Source organism: Vibrio sp. MEBiC08052, assembly GCF_001506075.1.
Lineage (GTDB): Bacteria > Pseudomonadota > Gammaproteobacteria > Enterobacterales > Vibrionaceae > Vibrio.
Genome location: NZ_KQ947475.1, coordinates 2,006,979 through 2,021,220, shown reverse-complemented (window position 1 = coordinate 2,021,220; position 14,242 = coordinate 2,006,979). Strand labels below are relative to the sequence as shown.

The 14,242-nt window shown below is 47.1% G+C and carries 16 protein-coding genes; 6 read left to right on the top strand and 10 right to left on the bottom strand.

Annotated elements, in window-relative coordinates; all coding sequences use genetic code 11:
* Nucleotides 1–280: 280 nt before the first annotated feature.
* Complete coding sequence (locus VRK_RS08795) at nucleotides 281–1,471, top strand: alpha/beta fold hydrolase (protein ID WP_059121009.1); 1,191 nt, start codon at nucleotides 281–283, stop codon at nucleotides 1,469–1,471.
* 93 nt (nucleotides 1,472–1,564) lie between these two features.
* On the opposite strand, the gene VRK_RS08790 is transcribed toward VRK_RS08795, so the two are convergent.
* Both VRK_RS08790 and VRK_RS08785 read right to left on the bottom strand, forming a co-directional pair.
* Entirely contained in the window at nucleotides 1,565–2,623 is a 1,059-nt protein-coding gene (locus tag VRK_RS08790; RefSeq protein WP_059121008.1) for an acyltransferase family protein, read from the bottom strand.
* Between the two features lie 74 nt (nucleotides 2,624–2,697).
* Nucleotides 2,698–2,943, bottom strand: coding sequence for a YgjV family protein (locus VRK_RS08785; protein ID WP_059121007.1), 246 nt, complete (start codon nucleotides 2,941–2,943; stop codon nucleotides 2,698–2,700).
* Nucleotides 2,944–3,135: 192 nt separating this feature from the next.
* Between VRK_RS08785 and VRK_RS08780 the strand changes: the two genes are divergently transcribed.
* Complete coding sequence (locus VRK_RS08780) at nucleotides 3,136–3,519, top strand: VanZ family protein (protein ID WP_059121006.1); 384 nt, start codon at nucleotides 3,136–3,138, stop codon at nucleotides 3,517–3,519.
* A gap of 74 nt (nucleotides 3,520–3,593) precedes the next feature.
* Here the strand turns inward: VRK_RS08780 and bioA are convergent, their stop codons facing one another.
* Entirely contained in the window at nucleotides 3,594–4,874 is a 1,281-nt protein-coding gene (gene bioA, locus VRK_RS08775) for an adenosylmethionine--8-amino-7-oxononanoate transaminase (protein ID WP_059122719.1), read from the bottom strand.
* Nucleotides 4,875–4,987: 113 nt separating this feature from the next.
* Here bioA and bioB point away from each other — a divergent pair, with 113 nt between their 5' ends.
* Genes bioB through bioD form a run of 4 tightly spaced genes read left to right on the top strand, consistent with a single transcriptional unit; the run spans nucleotide 4,988 to nucleotide 8,663 of the window.
* Entirely contained in the window at nucleotides 4,988–6,040 is a 1,053-nt protein-coding gene (bioB, locus tag VRK_RS08770) for a biotin synthase BioB (protein ID WP_059121005.1), read from the top strand.
* A complete protein-coding gene (bioF, locus tag VRK_RS08765) occupies nucleotides 6,024–7,184 on the top strand; it encodes an 8-amino-7-oxononanoate synthase (protein ID WP_059121004.1) in 1,161 nt (386 codons plus the stop codon). The genes bioB and bioF overlap by 17 nt, the downstream gene beginning before the upstream one ends.
* Before the next feature lies 1 nt (nucleotide 7,185).
* Nucleotides 7,186–7,986, top strand: coding sequence for a malonyl-ACP O-methyltransferase BioC (gene bioC / locus VRK_RS08760; protein ID WP_059122718.1), 801 nt, complete (start codon nucleotides 7,186–7,188; stop codon nucleotides 7,984–7,986).
* Complete coding sequence (bioD, locus tag VRK_RS08755; RefSeq protein WP_059121003.1) at nucleotides 7,983–8,663, top strand: dethiobiotin synthase; 681 nt, start codon at nucleotides 7,983–7,985, stop codon at nucleotides 8,661–8,663. The genes bioC and bioD overlap by 4 nt, the downstream gene beginning before the upstream one ends.
* Nucleotides 8,664–8,777: 114 nt before the next feature.
* Here the strand turns inward: bioD and VRK_RS08750 are convergent, their stop codons facing one another.
* The 7 genes from VRK_RS08750 to VRK_RS08720 all read right to left on the bottom strand — a co-directional run bounded on the left by VRK_RS08750 (nucleotide 8,778) and on the right by VRK_RS08720 (nucleotide 14,138).
* Nucleotides 8,778–9,416 (bottom strand): DUF1190 family protein, encoded by a 639-nt coding sequence (locus VRK_RS08750; RefSeq protein WP_231735753.1) that lies wholly within the window; start codon nucleotides 9,414–9,416, stop codon nucleotides 8,778–8,780.
* A 7-nt stretch (nucleotides 9,417–9,423) separates the two neighbouring features.
* On the bottom strand, nucleotides 9,424–9,840 hold the full coding sequence (locus tag VRK_RS08745) for a DUF350 domain-containing protein (protein ID WP_059121001.1): 417 nt from the start codon (nucleotides 9,838–9,840) through the stop codon (nucleotides 9,424–9,426).
* Nucleotides 9,841–9,864: 24 nt separating this feature from the next.
* A complete protein-coding gene (locus VRK_RS08740) occupies nucleotides 9,865–10,503 on the bottom strand; it encodes a YjfK family protein (protein ID WP_059121000.1) in 639 nt (212 codons plus the stop codon).
* 61 nt (nucleotides 10,504–10,564) lie between these two features.
* Complete coding sequence (locus VRK_RS08735; protein ID WP_059120999.1) at nucleotides 10,565–11,593, bottom strand: potassium channel family protein; 1,029 nt, start codon at nucleotides 11,591–11,593, stop codon at nucleotides 10,565–10,567.
* Nucleotides 11,594–11,676: 83 nt separating this feature from the next.
* On the bottom strand, nucleotides 11,677–12,372 hold the full coding sequence (locus tag VRK_RS08730; RefSeq protein WP_059122717.1) for a PspA/IM30 family protein: 696 nt from the start codon (nucleotides 12,370–12,372) through the stop codon (nucleotides 11,677–11,679).
* Nucleotides 12,373–12,376: 4 nt separating this feature from the next.
* On the bottom strand, nucleotides 12,377–12,751 hold the full coding sequence (locus VRK_RS08725; RefSeq protein ID WP_231735808.1) for a DUF2170 family protein: 375 nt from the start codon (nucleotides 12,749–12,751) through the stop codon (nucleotides 12,377–12,379).
* Nucleotides 12,752–12,971: 220 nt separating this feature from the next.
* Nucleotides 12,972–14,138 carry a glutathionylspermidine synthase family protein gene (locus tag VRK_RS08720; protein ID WP_059120997.1) on the bottom strand — a complete coding sequence of 389 codons (1,167 nt, stop codon included), beginning with the start codon at nucleotides 14,136–14,138 and terminating at the stop codon, nucleotides 12,972–12,974.
* Between the last annotated feature and the right edge of the window lie 104 nt (nucleotides 14,139–14,242).

Below are 14,242 nucleotides of genomic sequence, written 5' to 3'. Positions count from 1 at the left end.
TAATGGGGAAGTGTAAACGCTGCGTACTACTGAGCGACGAATATCGCTTGTGAGTGTTAGTATTGATAGTTTGACTGAGTGCGTCCGTCCTGCTTCGTGAGATGCATCATAAGCGTGTATATCAAGATGTCATGAGCCCCAATAATCTGTCTGATTGTGATCCTGCTAACTCACCCGGTTACTTATTTCTATGTAAAATAAAACATTGTTTCAATTTTATAATTAAGTTGAGTGTATGCGGTGCTGCGCTCTTTCTTTTCTGTTTATTAAGGATAGTCAAATGAATCAGTTGATGAAAACCATACTGTTGACGAGCATGATCACCCTGACCAGCTCAGCCGTATTTGCTCACAGTCATCATGCCCCGACAGGGCCGGATTACGTTACGCAAGAAATCGATTCACCGGATAATAGCTTTCCGCTGTTTTATGAGAAATTGAAAGCGGTGCGGATGCCGTACCAACTTGCTTGGCATGACGAATATAATCCGGAGATATGGCACAGCATCGCGAAGGCCAAGGCGCAGGAAATTATTTTACCTTACCAAGATGACACGCCGTTTAATCCGATGGTGATTGACCAGATCGATCGAGGCAGCTATATCGCCCAGAAAGTTGTGTTCAATATCAGTTATGAGAGTCGGGTGCTGGCATTGATGTTAACCCCAAAGGGAGATGGTCCTTTCCCTGCCGCTCTATTTTTACATGATCACGGTGCGCGGTTTGATATCGGTAAAGAGAAGTTTGTTGAGACTTGGGGAGATGATGCCCGTTTATCGTCATCACGCGAATGGGCGCATCGCTATTTTACCGATCGTTTTCCCGGTGATGAATTGGCAAAACGTGGTTACGTGGTTTTATCTATCGATGCGCTGGGGTGGGGGGATCGCTCCGTTGAAGGATTTAGAACCGACTCACAACAGGCGCTGGCCTCGAACTTATTTAATTTAGGCAGTTCGTTTGCGGGGATTATTGCGCTGGATGATTTGCGGGCCGCGAAGTTTCTGGCGAGCCGGCCGCAAGTCGATAAGTCACGAGTCGCATCCGTCGGTTTCTCCATGGGGGCATTCCGCTCTTGGCAAGTGGCAGCGTTATCGGAAGACATCACCGCGAGTATCGTTGATTCATGGATGGGGACGATGAAAGGGTTGATGGTGCCCGGTAATAATCAGCTCAAAGGGCAGTCTGCATTTACGATGTTACACCCATATATGGCTCGTTATCTGGATTATCCCGATGTTGCTGCCATTGCAGCACCGAAGCCGATGTTGGTGTTTGCCGGTGGGTTGGATCCATTGTTTCCCGTCGATTCTGTCCAACAAGCATTCGATAAGCTGCATCGGGTGTGGCGAGCCAATGGTGCAGAGGATAAGCTCAATACGCGAATCTGGCCTGATAAGGGACATATTTTTACCGAAGATATGCAGGAAGCCGCGTTCAACTGGCTGGATCGACAGTTTGAGATGAATTAGGTAAAAACGTATTCGTCACCGTGCCATGAAAAGCGCGGGCTTACATTTCGCAATGAGAATGCCCGCGTAATTTATGCTAAAGCGTGATTTATACTAAAGAATATAACCCACCCGTTTATACATCTGTATCAGCACCAAAGAGAAAGCCATGGACAGTAGCACACATCCAATTGCCATAGGCGTATTTTCCCACGGATGAATTTTCGTCAGAACACTTAGACCGAATGGATGGATCAAATAAATGGCCGTCGAAAAATGGGTCAGATGCTTGTTGTCGGTGGTGCGCTGAGAACGCATGACCAGCAGGAATAATGCCGGGCAGACCCATATCAGCGAAAGATAGTTATCAAACACCCCGGTACGAGCCGGCTGATGAAGGTTGTACCAGCTTTCCCCCAGTAACAGCCCGATACCGATGAGAGCTGCAATGTACAGTGTGCTGGTCGATGTTTGAGCAAACAGTTGATGTTTGCGGATGAAGAACCCGAGATAAAAGAACGGGAAGCCTAACAATAAAAAATTGCGATGGGTGAAGCCAATGTTGAAGATCTCATCGGCAAATGTCGAAGGCATCAGATGGTAATTGCCGATGTACTGTACCATCACACCCAGCACAAAACAGAGTAACGCAAGCTGTATGCCTGTTCGTGTCCGATCTCTGAATACATAGGTCATTAGCCCTGCGCCAAGCATGCCAATTAAATACCATAAATGGTGATAGCCAACGATGAGTGTTTCGACCACGCTCATCATCCCGACGAAATTTAGCGTGAGTGGCTTGAGCCAAAAATAAGCATAGAAGATGGTCCAGAACAGATAGAGGATGACGACTCTTTTGCTCCACTGGAGCAACTTGTCTGTAGAGGCTATGGAGATGAAGTAATAACCATTGATAATGAAAAAAATCGGAACCGCAATTCTGAAAATACCGGCGGTAATGAGGTAGTACCCTTCAGTGGTCAGTTCACTGAGAAAATTGCTGTGGATACCGATGACCATGAAAGCCAAGACGATTTTGAAAATATCTAACGTTAAATTTCTGTTGTACATAAGTCCGGGTAAACTGATTGTGATGGGGACTAATGTACCATTCTGAGCAATGGATAGCGTTTCAATTGTGTCATTTCTCTGAAATAAGACACCTATGGCCAACCACTATCCATGGTTGTACGTTGATAAGTTGCGTGCTGATAAAATAAGGATAACTTGGTGTAATACTCTGACAGTTAAACGTTGCCCGATAGCTGATGGGCCTCTCCGCGCGCTTTGTGCAGGTAATAAATGTTGGCAACGGTAATAAACAGGTTGGCAAGTGTCACGGGCCATGAATCAATAATCAGACCGTAAGTGACGAATAGCAGGCAGCCGATGCAGTTGACGATTCGTAGTTTGACGATATCTTTCATTGTAAATGACAGCGCCACCATCAGTGATGCGGCGTAACCAATGATTTCTACTGTATTTGCATTCATTCTGTGACCCTTGTCTGGTTCATTGGCGGGCACTATAGCAGCAGAAAATATCGGTTCAATCCCTTATCAAAAGATTTGGGAAGGTGAACGATAACGCAATCGTTTGACCACCCTAAATAAATATTTGCCTTGGCTCTGGCATCCGCGGAGAATAAGCGCCATATTGCATTCACGTCAGTTTAGAGCGTATTCATGTCCCTCATTCTCAGATCATTACAAATAGTGAAAAAATACTGGTTAATCATCACTGGGTTGATCCTTGTCGCTATCACGGTTTTGTCATTGTGGCCGCTTGCCACCTTACCGAGTGTCCCGGGGACAGACAAAACCCACCATTTGATCGGTTATGCCGTTTTAATGTTTCCGGTGGCATTGCGGCAACCCCGGTGTTGGGGATGGATCGGTGTCGCTTTATTGGTCTACAGTGGCGGGATTGAGCTGGTTCAACCTTACGTCAATCGTTACGGAGAGTGGCTGGATTTGGCAGCTAATGCTGGTGGGTTGTTTTGCGGCTGGCTGTTGGCAATGGTGTTGAATTGCTTTGATTCACGAAGATTATCAGCACAAGATCGATAGTCGTAGACATGGGCGAGGCGTATCGCCCAGCCCACTAAATGATCATTCATCCGTTCGGAGTTCTGAAAAATGAATCACTGAAAAAATAGTGCCGGTTGTTGCAAGGCCTGTTCAATGGCTTGCACCAACTGAGCCAAATCATCAGCGGTCGAGAGGTAAGGCGGCATCAGGTAAATTAATCGGCCAAAGGGACGAATCCACACCCCCTGACTGACAAAATGAGCTTGAATAGCTTCCATTCTGACTGCCTGATGGGTTTCTATAACGCCGATGGCACCGAGCCAACGGACATCTTTCACCATCCTGTACTGTTGCAGCGGTGGCAGATGAGTGGCAAAAAAATGCTCGATTTGCTGCACCTGAGTTTGCCAATCGCCCGTTTCAATCAGACTCAAGCTCGCTTCGGCAACTGCGCAGGCTAACGGATTGCCCATAAATGTCGGGCCGTGCATAAAACATTGCGCTTCTCCGGAACAGACGGTTTGGGCAATGTGCTGAGTGGTCAAAGTGGCTGACAACGTCATATAACCACCGGTTAATGCCTTACCGATACAGAGGATATCCGGCTCGATCTGCGCGTGTTCACACGCGAACAGTTTCCCCGTTCGGCCAAATCCGGTGGCGATCTCATCGACAATCAGCAAGACATTGAACTGATCACACAGCTTTCTGACTTCCTGTAAGTAGCGAGGATGGTAAATCCGCATGCCGCCTGCGCCCTGAACAATCGGCTCGAGGATGACAGCTGCAATGGTTTGGTGATGTTGTTCGAGCTGAGACTGAAAATCGTCGATATCCTGTGGATTCCACGGCTCATCAAAGCCGGTCTGTGGCGAGGTTGCAAACAGATGCTCCGGCAGAAACCCCCGATAGAGACGATGCATCGAATTGTCCGGATCTGTGACTGACATGGCGGCAAAAGTATCACCGTGATAGCCGTGACGAAGGGTTAAAAAGCGCGGCCGGGATTCTCCGCGACTATGCCAGTATTGCAGCGCCATTTTCAAAGCCACTTCAACAGCAACCGATCCTGAATCTGCAAGAAAGACATGCTGGAGTGAAGGGGGAACCATTTGTAGTAATTTTTGACACAAACTCACGGCTGGCTGATGAGTCAGACCGCCAAACATCACATGCGACATGCGTGACAACTGTTCGGTGACGGCGGTGTTCAGCCGGGGATGGTTGTAACCGTGAATGGCGGCCCACCAAGAAGACATCCCATCGATCAGCGTTTCGCCACTTTCCAGATGAATTCGATTCCCTGCAGCATGACTGACCGGATAGCAATTGAGAGGTGAGATAGTTGATGTATAGGGATGCCAGATGTGATTTCGGTCGAAATCTAAATTTATTGTGTTCATAATTAAATCAATTGTAAACCTGTTGGTTTTTATTTTGTTGACAGTGTAGCGCTTCTGTTTAGACTAGCCAACAAAAGTCTCTCTGATAAGAAGAAGGAATACACGTGGAAGTTCGTCATGATTGGACGGTTGCAGAAGTGCAATCTTTGCTCAATAAACCTTTCATGGATTTATTGTTTGAAGCCCAGCAAGTACATCGTCAGTACCAACCGCATAACTATGTTCAGGTCAGCACATTGCTATCGATTAAAACCGGTGCATGTCCTGAGGATTGTAAATATTGTCCGCAAAGTGCTCATTATCGCACCGATGTTGATAAAGAACGTCTGATGGAGGTTGAGCGAGTGTTGGATGCCGCCCAGAAAGCAAAGGCGTCCGGTTCGACTCGTTTTTGTATGGGAGCGGCATGGAAGAACCCGAAAGCGCGTGATATGCCGCTGTTAAAAGAGATGATTTCCGGAGTGAAAGATATGGGGCTGGAAACCTGTATGACTCTGGGGATGCTCACTGCTGAGCAAGCTCAGGAACTGGCTCATGCCGGATTGGATTACTATAACCACAATCTTGATACTTCCCCTGAATTTTACGGCAATATCATTACTACCCGAACTTATCAGGATCGTCTTGATACTCTGGCACATGTCCGGGATGCGGGGATGAAGATCTGCTCCGGTGGCATTATCGGGATGGGCGAAAGCACTGATGACCGCGCCGGACTGCTGGTTGAACTGGCAAACCTGCCGACCCAACCGGAGAGCGTGCCGATCAATATGTTGGTGAAAGTTAAAGGGACGCCGCTGGAATCCGCTGAGGATGTGGATCCATTTGATTTTATTCGGCTGATTGCTGTCGCACGTATTATGATGCCTCAGTCTGCGGTTCGCTTATCTGCCGGACGGGAGCAAATGAACGAGCAAATGCAGACACTCTGTTTTATGGCGGGCGCGAATTCTATTTTCTATGGCTGTAAATTACTGACGACACCGAATCCGGCGGAAGACAGCGACATGCAACTGTTCCGTAAACTGGGGATTAATCGTCAGCAAGTGGTACAGAAACCGGACGAAATTCAGGAAAACGAGTTACTTGATCGAGTCGTCGAACGTGTCGCGGCGCGTCCCGGGAAAGATGATCTGTTCTATGAAGCCGGCATTTAAACAACGGCTGAAGAGCGCATTAGCTGAGCGCGCTTCGCGAGGATTGACGCGGGAGCTGGTACCTCTTACACGCCAGAATGGGGCACAGTTTGTTCATCAGGGACATGAATATCTTAATTTTTCCAGTAATGATTACCTTGGACTTGCCACCGACCCGGCCTTGATTGCTGCATGGCAGGAAGGTCTCAGTCGTTACGGGTGTGGCAGTGGTGCCTCACCGTTAGTGACGGGATTTCACCAGACGCACCAAACGCTCGAAGCGATGTTGTGCGAATGGCTGGGATATGAACGGGCGATTCTGTTTAATTCAGGGTTTAGCGCCAATCAAGCGGTTTTGTTTACCTTATTACAACGGGGTGACTTACTGCTTCAGGATCGGTTGAACCACGCGTCTCTGATGGAAGCCGGAACACTTTCGACAGCCACGATGAAGCGCTTTCGCCACAATGATGTGGACCATCTATCGACATTGCTTTCCACCGATCAAACCAATGTCGTGGTCACCGAGGGGGTGTTCAGTATGGATGGCGATTGTGCACCATTAACTGAATTGAGTGCTTGCGTGCAGCATCGGGCGATATTAATGGTTGATGATGCCCATGGTATCGGGGTGCTGGGAGAAAATGGTATGGGCAGTTGTGCTGCCGCAGGAATCCACCCTGATCTGTTGGTGGTGACATTCGGTAAAGCATTCGGCCTCTCAGGCGCAGCGGTGTTGTGTGATCGGGACACCGGTGATTATCTCACCCAGTTTGCCAGACATCATGTCTATTCGACAGCAATCCCACCAGCACAAGCTTATGCGCTGAGCCGGGCAATTGAAATGATTCAGCGGGAGCAGTGGCGGCGTGACAAACTCCGGCAACTTCAGGAGATATATCATACTCATCTCCCTTGGGTTGCGGCTGCGTCGCTGTCACAAACTCCGATTCAGCCGCTGATTATTGGCAGTAGCGAACGTACTTTACGGTTTGCGACAGCTTTGCGGGAACGGGGAATTTGGGTGAGTGCGATTCGTCCGCCAACGGTGCCGGAAGGCACAGCAAGATTAAGAGTTACCCTGACAGCCGGGCATAGTGAGGCTCAGGTTCGTCAACTGGCAATGACATTGCAGCAAGTTATGGAGGTTATCGGTGAATATTGAGATGATCCAGCAACCCTTATCATCGTCCGTTTCCCAGAGAAAAGCGCGTATTGCTGCAGCATTTGGTAAAGCAGCGCAAAGCTATGATCGCCATGCGGCTTTTCAGCGTGAAGTCGGACAGCAACTCCTCAATGAGCTACCGCCGGATTTACACGGCTGTGTTGTTTTGGATCTTGGCTGTGGAACGGGGTTCTTTTCGGAACAAATGCGTCAGCGTGGCGCTGAGGTGATTTGTGCCGATTTGTCGCAGAGTATGCTGGAGCAGGCCAGACAGCGTTGCGGTACGTCCGGATTTGAATACTGTCACTGTGATGCTGAGGCTTTACCCTTGGCCGATCACAGTGTTGATTTTGTGTTCTCTAGTTTAGCATTGCAATGGTGTGAGTCGTTGTCGGTCTCATTCCGGGAAATCAAACGGGTTCTCAAACCCGCAGGAAAGGGCTGCTTCTCTATTTTAGTTGCAGGCTCTCTGATCGAACTGGAACAGGCCTGGGCGAAAGTTGATTCAGCCCAACATGTGAACCGCTTTATCTCTGGGAATGCGGTAAAAATTGCGTTAGCGCAAGCTGGCTGCACACCGTATCAGATAGACTTATGTTCGTTCGGGCTTTGGTACGACTCAGCAATGCATCTAATGAAAGATCTAAAAGGCATTGGTGCAACACATATTGACGAGCGGACGAATCGGCTAATCAGTCACCGGGTGCTTGTTCAGGTTGAGGCGGCATATCAAACATTTGCCAACCAAGAAGGGCTACTTCCTGCTACTTATCAGGTTTGTTTTGGGGTTATTCAGCAATGATCGACGCACTATTTATTGCAGGTACAGATACGGATGTCGGTAAAACGGTCGCATCAAAAGCGATCTTACAGGCACTTGCTGCCAAGGATTTGAAAACGATAGGTTATAAACCCGTGGCGTCAGGATGTGAGAAAACTGAATCCGGTTTTCGCAATTCCGATGCTTTACATCTCATTAAGGTTTCTACCTGTCAGAGTGATTATGACAATATTAATCCTTATGCACTGGAATTGCCGACGTCACCACATATTGCAGCGAAACATGCGGGTGTTGCGATCGACTTTTCGGTATTAAGTGACAAGTTAGCGCAGCATAAAGCCAATACAGATATTGTTTTGATTGAAGGCGCAGGCGGCTGGCGTGTGCCGGTGTCGGATACCGAGTTTCTGTCTGACTGGGTGAAACAGGAACAGGTGCCGGTGGTATTGGTCGTCGGTATCCAACTGGGATGTCTGAATCATGCTATGCTGACCGCTGAAAGCATTCGGGCGGATGGTTTGGAGATCATCGGATGGGTCGCAAATCGTATCAATCCGGGGACTGAACATTATGCCGATATTATTGAAATGCTGGAACAGAAAATGAATGCACCGAAGCTGGGCGAAATTCCTTATGTACCCAGTGCGAAACGCCAGGAATTGGGACGATTTATTGATGTAGAGCCACTACTGGTTTAAATCGATTCATCACGACTCAATGACAATAAAAATGCCGAGATTTTCTCGGCATTTTTATTGAGTGTGGATTACGGAGGAGATTGTACTCTCTCCTCACGTTGAACCACCGCTTTGTTAGCCTCCCCAGCTGCGGCTGGAAGAACCGAAGCTGCGGCTTGATGAACTACCCCAGCTTGATTTCGCCGATGATGTCGAGCCAAAACCACCGCGGGAGATTGTCCGGGTCACGGTTGGTTTGGGTTTCATTTGATCGCGATGAATTTTAACCGGATTCGTTCTATAACTTGAACTACCGTAACGATTCCCGCTTGCACTGCGCCACTGATGGTAATAAGGACTGTTAGGGTAATTAGAATAGAACATCGGTTGTGAATAATAAGACCGGGGACCGTCTAACATTCTGGCAAACATGAACCCAGCCATGGCGGGCATAAACCAACTGTGATTATTCGGATCCGAGCGACACATATCGACACCGAAATCGGCAATACAGTCATTGAGTGAATTGTAGCGTGGAGCTGTCCGTGCTGATTCTGTCACAGCATTCTGGTAGGCTGCCTTACATTCCGTGGTATAGCTTGGGTTGTCGTTGATACAATCATCAACACCTTTATAAATGACGGCATCCTTACCGCTGTCACCACAGCCGGACAGTGCAAGGCCGGCAATTGCAACGGTAATCGGGGCATAAGCGGCACAACGCCAATCTTTCTTCATGTGTGCCAGAACGACTTGTTTACTTCTCTTCATCATCCGGCTCCTAGTAGGTCATACAGGCCGCATTTAACAGACCGACAGAGACAGACATCGCCGCCATCAGAATGGCCGCGGGGATTTCTCCGGCTTCGATCCGTTCTGCGAGTTTTGGCATAAAGCCAAAGCGAACCACCAGAAAAGCGACAACTTGGGCAATCAGTGCGACCAAACTCCAGACACAAAAGTCAACGAGGTTTACCGAGTTGCTGGCAGCACCGGCGAGCGCCAGAGAAAAGCCGATCATCGAACCGGATAAGGCAATTCCGGCAGCGGTATTTTTATCATCTTTGACCAGTTTCCACTCATCATAAGGGGTGATTCGCACATAGATCAGCTTAAACAGAATCAGAAAGACCAGCGATATCACAAAGTAAAGTGAAAAATTACCTAGTCCAAGGAGTGAATGACGTATAAGTTCCATAAATATTTCCTAATACAGCAATGATTATCCAATGATTTTAAAATCGGTCGGGGTGAGTTCAAAATAGGTACTTAATACCAGACAGTGTTCAGCGTTGTACTGATTGATCACTTCTTCTCCAGCCACCATCAGGCCTTCAAAATAACCAGACTCAGTTTCTCGTTCGTAAACCATGACGAACTGATCGGTCTCTGTGATCGAACCGTCTTTGTGCCAGGTTTTTTCTGTCATTGCGACGGGCACGATATTGTCCCAGGCTTTTTGAAATTGATGATCTTCCAATGACCAGTCTGTTTTGACGATGCCACTTTCAAGAAGCGTTTGCCATTGATTCTCGGTGTCGATCGGTGACGTGTCATAGTAATAAAACATTTTGACTTCACGGACATCCGCGTCTTGCGTCCCTTCTTGTAAGACCTGTACATAACCGTCGTCATCGGTGTAAAAACGCAGTAAGCGGGTTTGTGCGTCCAGTTGGATCTCTCCCACAGCCTGAATCAGTTGTGTGGATGAGACACCTTCGATAATCAGTTCCGGTTCGATTAATTTAAGTTTGAGCGCATCAAACTCAAAGGCACCTCCCAGACGGAAACCGAGCACTTCAGGCGCTGTCGGCTCAGATGTTTGTGAATCGGTTACTTTGTTCTTCAGCCAGCTAAACATGGTATCACCTTGGTTAAAGTCATGACGACGAGCTGAATAACGATCGCTTATTTAAGCGACGTTACACAGACCACCGAAATTGATGAATGCGTTTTTCAGCGATATAAAATAGTTTGTCACCACCGGTTATCGACGTATTCAGTGGTGGGTTGAGTTCAATCCCTTGTCCACGATCTACCGCAATCAGAATAGCCTCATATTGCTGCTTGAATTGCAGGAATAATGCTTCAAGCGATGTTTGGCCCTGTCCGGTCGGATAGATGACTGAATATTGGGTCATTCCCTTCTCTGAACTGAGCAATTCATGGTGAAGTGTACTTGACCCCGGGTCAACTGCTGCTTTCGCGAGCATTTCGACAGAAACGGAAGGAATGCATTCGACATTCGGACAGTGGTGTTTCAGGAGAATGCTGAGCCCTTCATCATTAAAATAAGCCAGAATATGAGCATTCGGATTTTGGCCTGAACAGAATAAAGCGGCAGAGAGGGTAATATCATCTTCAGGATTATCAATGATGATACAGCTTGCATTTTGAACACCAGCTCGGTTCATACCGGCCTGATCGGTGAAGCTGGTCACGCGGACGAATTCTATTTCTCCGGGACGAGGATTTTCGATTTCCGGGCGGACACACAGCACAATCGGACGTGGTGTATCTTGTTCGTGTTGTAGCATATTGAGCAGGTGAAGGGTGCGTTGTTCGTTCCAGCCCAATACTAAAATATGGTCATTCACTTTAATTTTCCGTTTGCCAAGTAAACTACGTTTCCAGTACAGGATGAACAGCGTGGCGATACGGCCGAGCGTCAGGGCAAAAATCCCCAGTCCGACCGGAATGATAAACAATGCGACAAACCATTTACCCGCATCGGTCGCTGGTGAAAAATCACCATAACCGACCGTTGAAGAAGTCACTACGAGGTAGTAGACGAAATCGGTAAATGATTGGGTAATTGCTGTCTCGCCTATAGCATTCAGTCCTAGCCAGCTAATCAGCAGATAACCACCAAATGCGAGAATAATATTCTTCTCGCTCATCTGGTTTATTTGTGTATATATCCAACGTCTTAATTGAATAAAGATAGGCATAATCGTTTAGTTCTGTTGCAATGAGGATCACTTTGCATGTGGCAGTTGTTCAACACAACTGCCAACCTGTTAAAAGCGTGACCTTATGACTGACCACCTTTGAGGATACGCTCAAGTTCATCACTGGCTGAACTTGTTCCGCCGGGAGTAATGCCGGCTTCTGCCAGTTTGCGATCCAGACTTTGGCCACTACTTTCTTCGGCCATTTCTGCTGCAGCTTCTAATTGAGCACTGCGTTCTGCCTGACGTTTCTTAATTCGCTCCAGTGACTCAACAGCAGTATGCATTTTGGCATTGGCACCGACATTCGTCGCTGAAACCGCACTCTGTGCTTTTTGCACCGCTTCATTGGCTTTGACTACATCAATCTGCTGTTCCAACTGGCGGAGCTTACTTTTTGCCTGCGTGATATTGGTACGCATGACTTGCTCAGATTTTTTAAACTCTCCGAGATAGTTATTTTCTACGGAAGATTCGTTTCTGAGATCGGCAACCTTTTGAGCACATTCAAGAGCCAGCTCTTGAGACCCTTTTTCCATTGCGTTACGGGCATGTGCTTCGTACTCCGCGATCCCTTGTTCCAACGAAGCTATTTTTTGTTCGGACAGCTTACGTTTCGCAACAATACTGACCAGCGCTTCATCTGAACGTTTCAACTCTGCTTTCGCTTCACGAATTTCTTGATCCAAAATACGCAGTGCTTGTTGATCGACAAGCGCTTCTGCGGTTTCGTTGGCACCGCCTTTAATCGCGGTGAATAATTTTTTCCAGACACTCATCATATTACTCCGTGATTAACTCTTCCTGATACAACTCGATAAATGCTTCAACATTACGAAACAGGGTTTCAACCTCAATGAGGATGCTTTCTGCTTTGGATTGCGATGACAATGCACCGAAAGCCACGTAATAATCTGCCTGATTGATCTCGTTAATCGCAATGGTTGAAAGGGGAAACATCTTGTGCGTTTTTAGAATCAGTGCATTGAGTTGTGCCTGATCTTTGACATGTGTGGCTGGAAATAACACCACTTCAGCAAGGATCTGTTCACCTGCAACTGCAATATAAGCTTGAATTCCGTCAGCATTGGTTACAATCAGAGCATCTCCCTGAGTTTGAACTTGCCAATCGTCGTTGTGTTGAAGAATGGGCATCATTTCATGAATTTGCCACATAGGTTTCTCCTTGTATCTGAAAGAACAATCAACTAAAAGTCAGGCTGTGATTGACAGCCTGAAGACTGGAGTGTTGATGCATTTCATCTTGTTATCTATGGTTGAATGCTACCTTGTCACTATCAAAGGTAAACAACAACCCCTACATTATTTTTTATTGGTCAAAAGGTTCATGATATCCGCAGTTTGGCGGTTATATGTGTCAGTCAATAATGATATGGGGTACATAACGCGACATATCTTGTGTGACTCGCGAAACATCTTCCCGGATAGAAATCCCCGCGGCTTCCTGATTGACCAGCCAACTGCCGACCAAGGTATATTGCTGTCCGAACTTCGGTAACGGATGGTATGCCTGATAGATGACTCCCTCATCACCATACGGGCCTTCAGTTCTGAGTGTCTGACGTCCGTTTTGAACAATCGTAATATTTGCACCTTCGCGGGCAAAAATGGGTTTAATGACATAATCTTTTAACGTGCCCAGATCTTTGTCATCGGCAAAATAGGCCGGTAAGAGGTTCGGATGATTCGGAAACATTTTCCATAGCAAAGGTAGCAGCGCTTTGTTACTGATAATTGACTTCCACATGGGTTCTAACCAGTTGACCGAAGCCGTGTGAATATTGGCTGCATATTCTTCGCGAAACATGAATTCCCAGGGATAAAGTTTAAATATCCAATGGATCGGTTTATCGGTTAAATCGGTAAATTGGCCTTGAGTGTTCAGCCCGATATCTTCGACATAAACAAAGGCGGTTGATAGACCCGCCTCTTTCGCACAATCTTCCAAATATTGAACGGTGCCGCGATCCTCGACGGAGTCTTTACAACAACATAGATGAAGTGTTTGACCGGGCTGATAGGTTGCCAATTGTTGAAAGCGGCTGATCAACAGTTCTTGCAGTAAATTACATTGATCCGCATCGCGGCGTATTTTGCCGTGATTGACCATATCTTCCAGCCATAACCATTGCCAGAATGCCGTTTCATAAAGACTGGTCGGGGTATCGGCATTATTTTCATACAGCTTGGCAGGTTGGGTACCGTTGTAAGCGAAGTCAACGCGAGAATACAGTGAGGGTTCGCGTTTCTGCCATGAATCATACAAGCCTTGCCACATCGATTCCGGGATTTGGAATTTCCGGAGCCAGTATTCATTACCAACGACCGTATCGACAACTTCCAGACACATCTGATGGATTGCTTCGGTCGGTTTTTCTAAGTCATCTTCGATTTGTTTGAGTGTGAACTGGTAATAAGCCGTTTCATCCCAGTAGGGTTCACCATAAGCGGTATGAAAACCAAAGCCGAATTTTTTAGCTAAATCCCGCCAGTGTGGCCGTTCCTCGGCATTTAATCGAAGCATTGTTCTGTCGCTATGATCCGTTGTGGTTGGCAAAACTGTCCGAATAATGAGCACCCGGATAGAGAAAATATCTAAAATTCAAATAATTATATGAGCTTTACTGA

Bases quoted from the DNA above. Each gene is read 5' to 3' on its own strand.
- VRK_RS08735 (WP_059120999.1), bottom strand. From the start codon at position 11,593: ATGCCTATCTTTATTCAATTAAGACGTTGGATATATACACAAATAAAC.
- VRK_RS08720 (WP_059120997.1), bottom strand. From the start codon at position 14,138: ATGCTTCGATTAAATGCCGAGGAACGGCCACACTGGCGGGATTTAGCT.
- VRK_RS08740 (WP_059121000.1), bottom strand. From the start codon at position 10,503: ATGTTTAGCTGGCTGAAGAACAAAGTAACCGATTCACAAACATCTGAG.
- bioF (WP_059121004.1), top strand. From the start codon at position 6,024: ATGAAGCCGGCATTTAAACAACGGCTGAAGAGCGCATTAGCTGAGCGC.
- VRK_RS08785 (WP_059121007.1), bottom strand. From the start codon at position 2,943: ATGAATGCAAATACAGTAGAAATCATTGGTTACGCCGCATCACTGATG.
- bioC (WP_059122718.1), top strand. From the start codon at position 7,186: ATGATCCAGCAACCCTTATCATCGTCCGTTTCCCAGAGAAAAGCGCGT.
- VRK_RS08780 (WP_059121006.1), top strand. From the start codon at position 3,136: ATGTCCCTCATTCTCAGATCATTACAAATAGTGAAAAAATACTGGTTA.
- VRK_RS08750 (WP_231735753.1), bottom strand. From the start codon at position 9,416: ATGATGAAGAGAAGTAAACAAGTCGTTCTGGCACACATGAAGAAAGAT.
- bioD (WP_059121003.1), top strand. From the start codon at position 7,983: ATGATCGACGCACTATTTATTGCAGGTACAGATACGGATGTCGGTAAA.
- VRK_RS08795 (WP_059121009.1), top strand. From the start codon at position 281: ATGAATCAGTTGATGAAAACCATACTGTTGACGAGCATGATCACCCTG.
- VRK_RS08745 (WP_059121001.1), bottom strand. From the start codon at position 9,840: ATGGAACTTATACGTCATTCACTCCTTGGACTAGGTAATTTTTCACTT.
- VRK_RS08725 (WP_231735808.1), bottom strand. From the start codon at position 12,751: ATGATGCCCATTCTTCAACACAACGACGATTGGCAAGTTCAAACTCAG.
- VRK_RS08730 (WP_059122717.1), bottom strand. From the start codon at position 12,372: ATGAGTGTCTGGAAAAAATTATTCACCGCGATTAAAGGCGGTGCCAAC.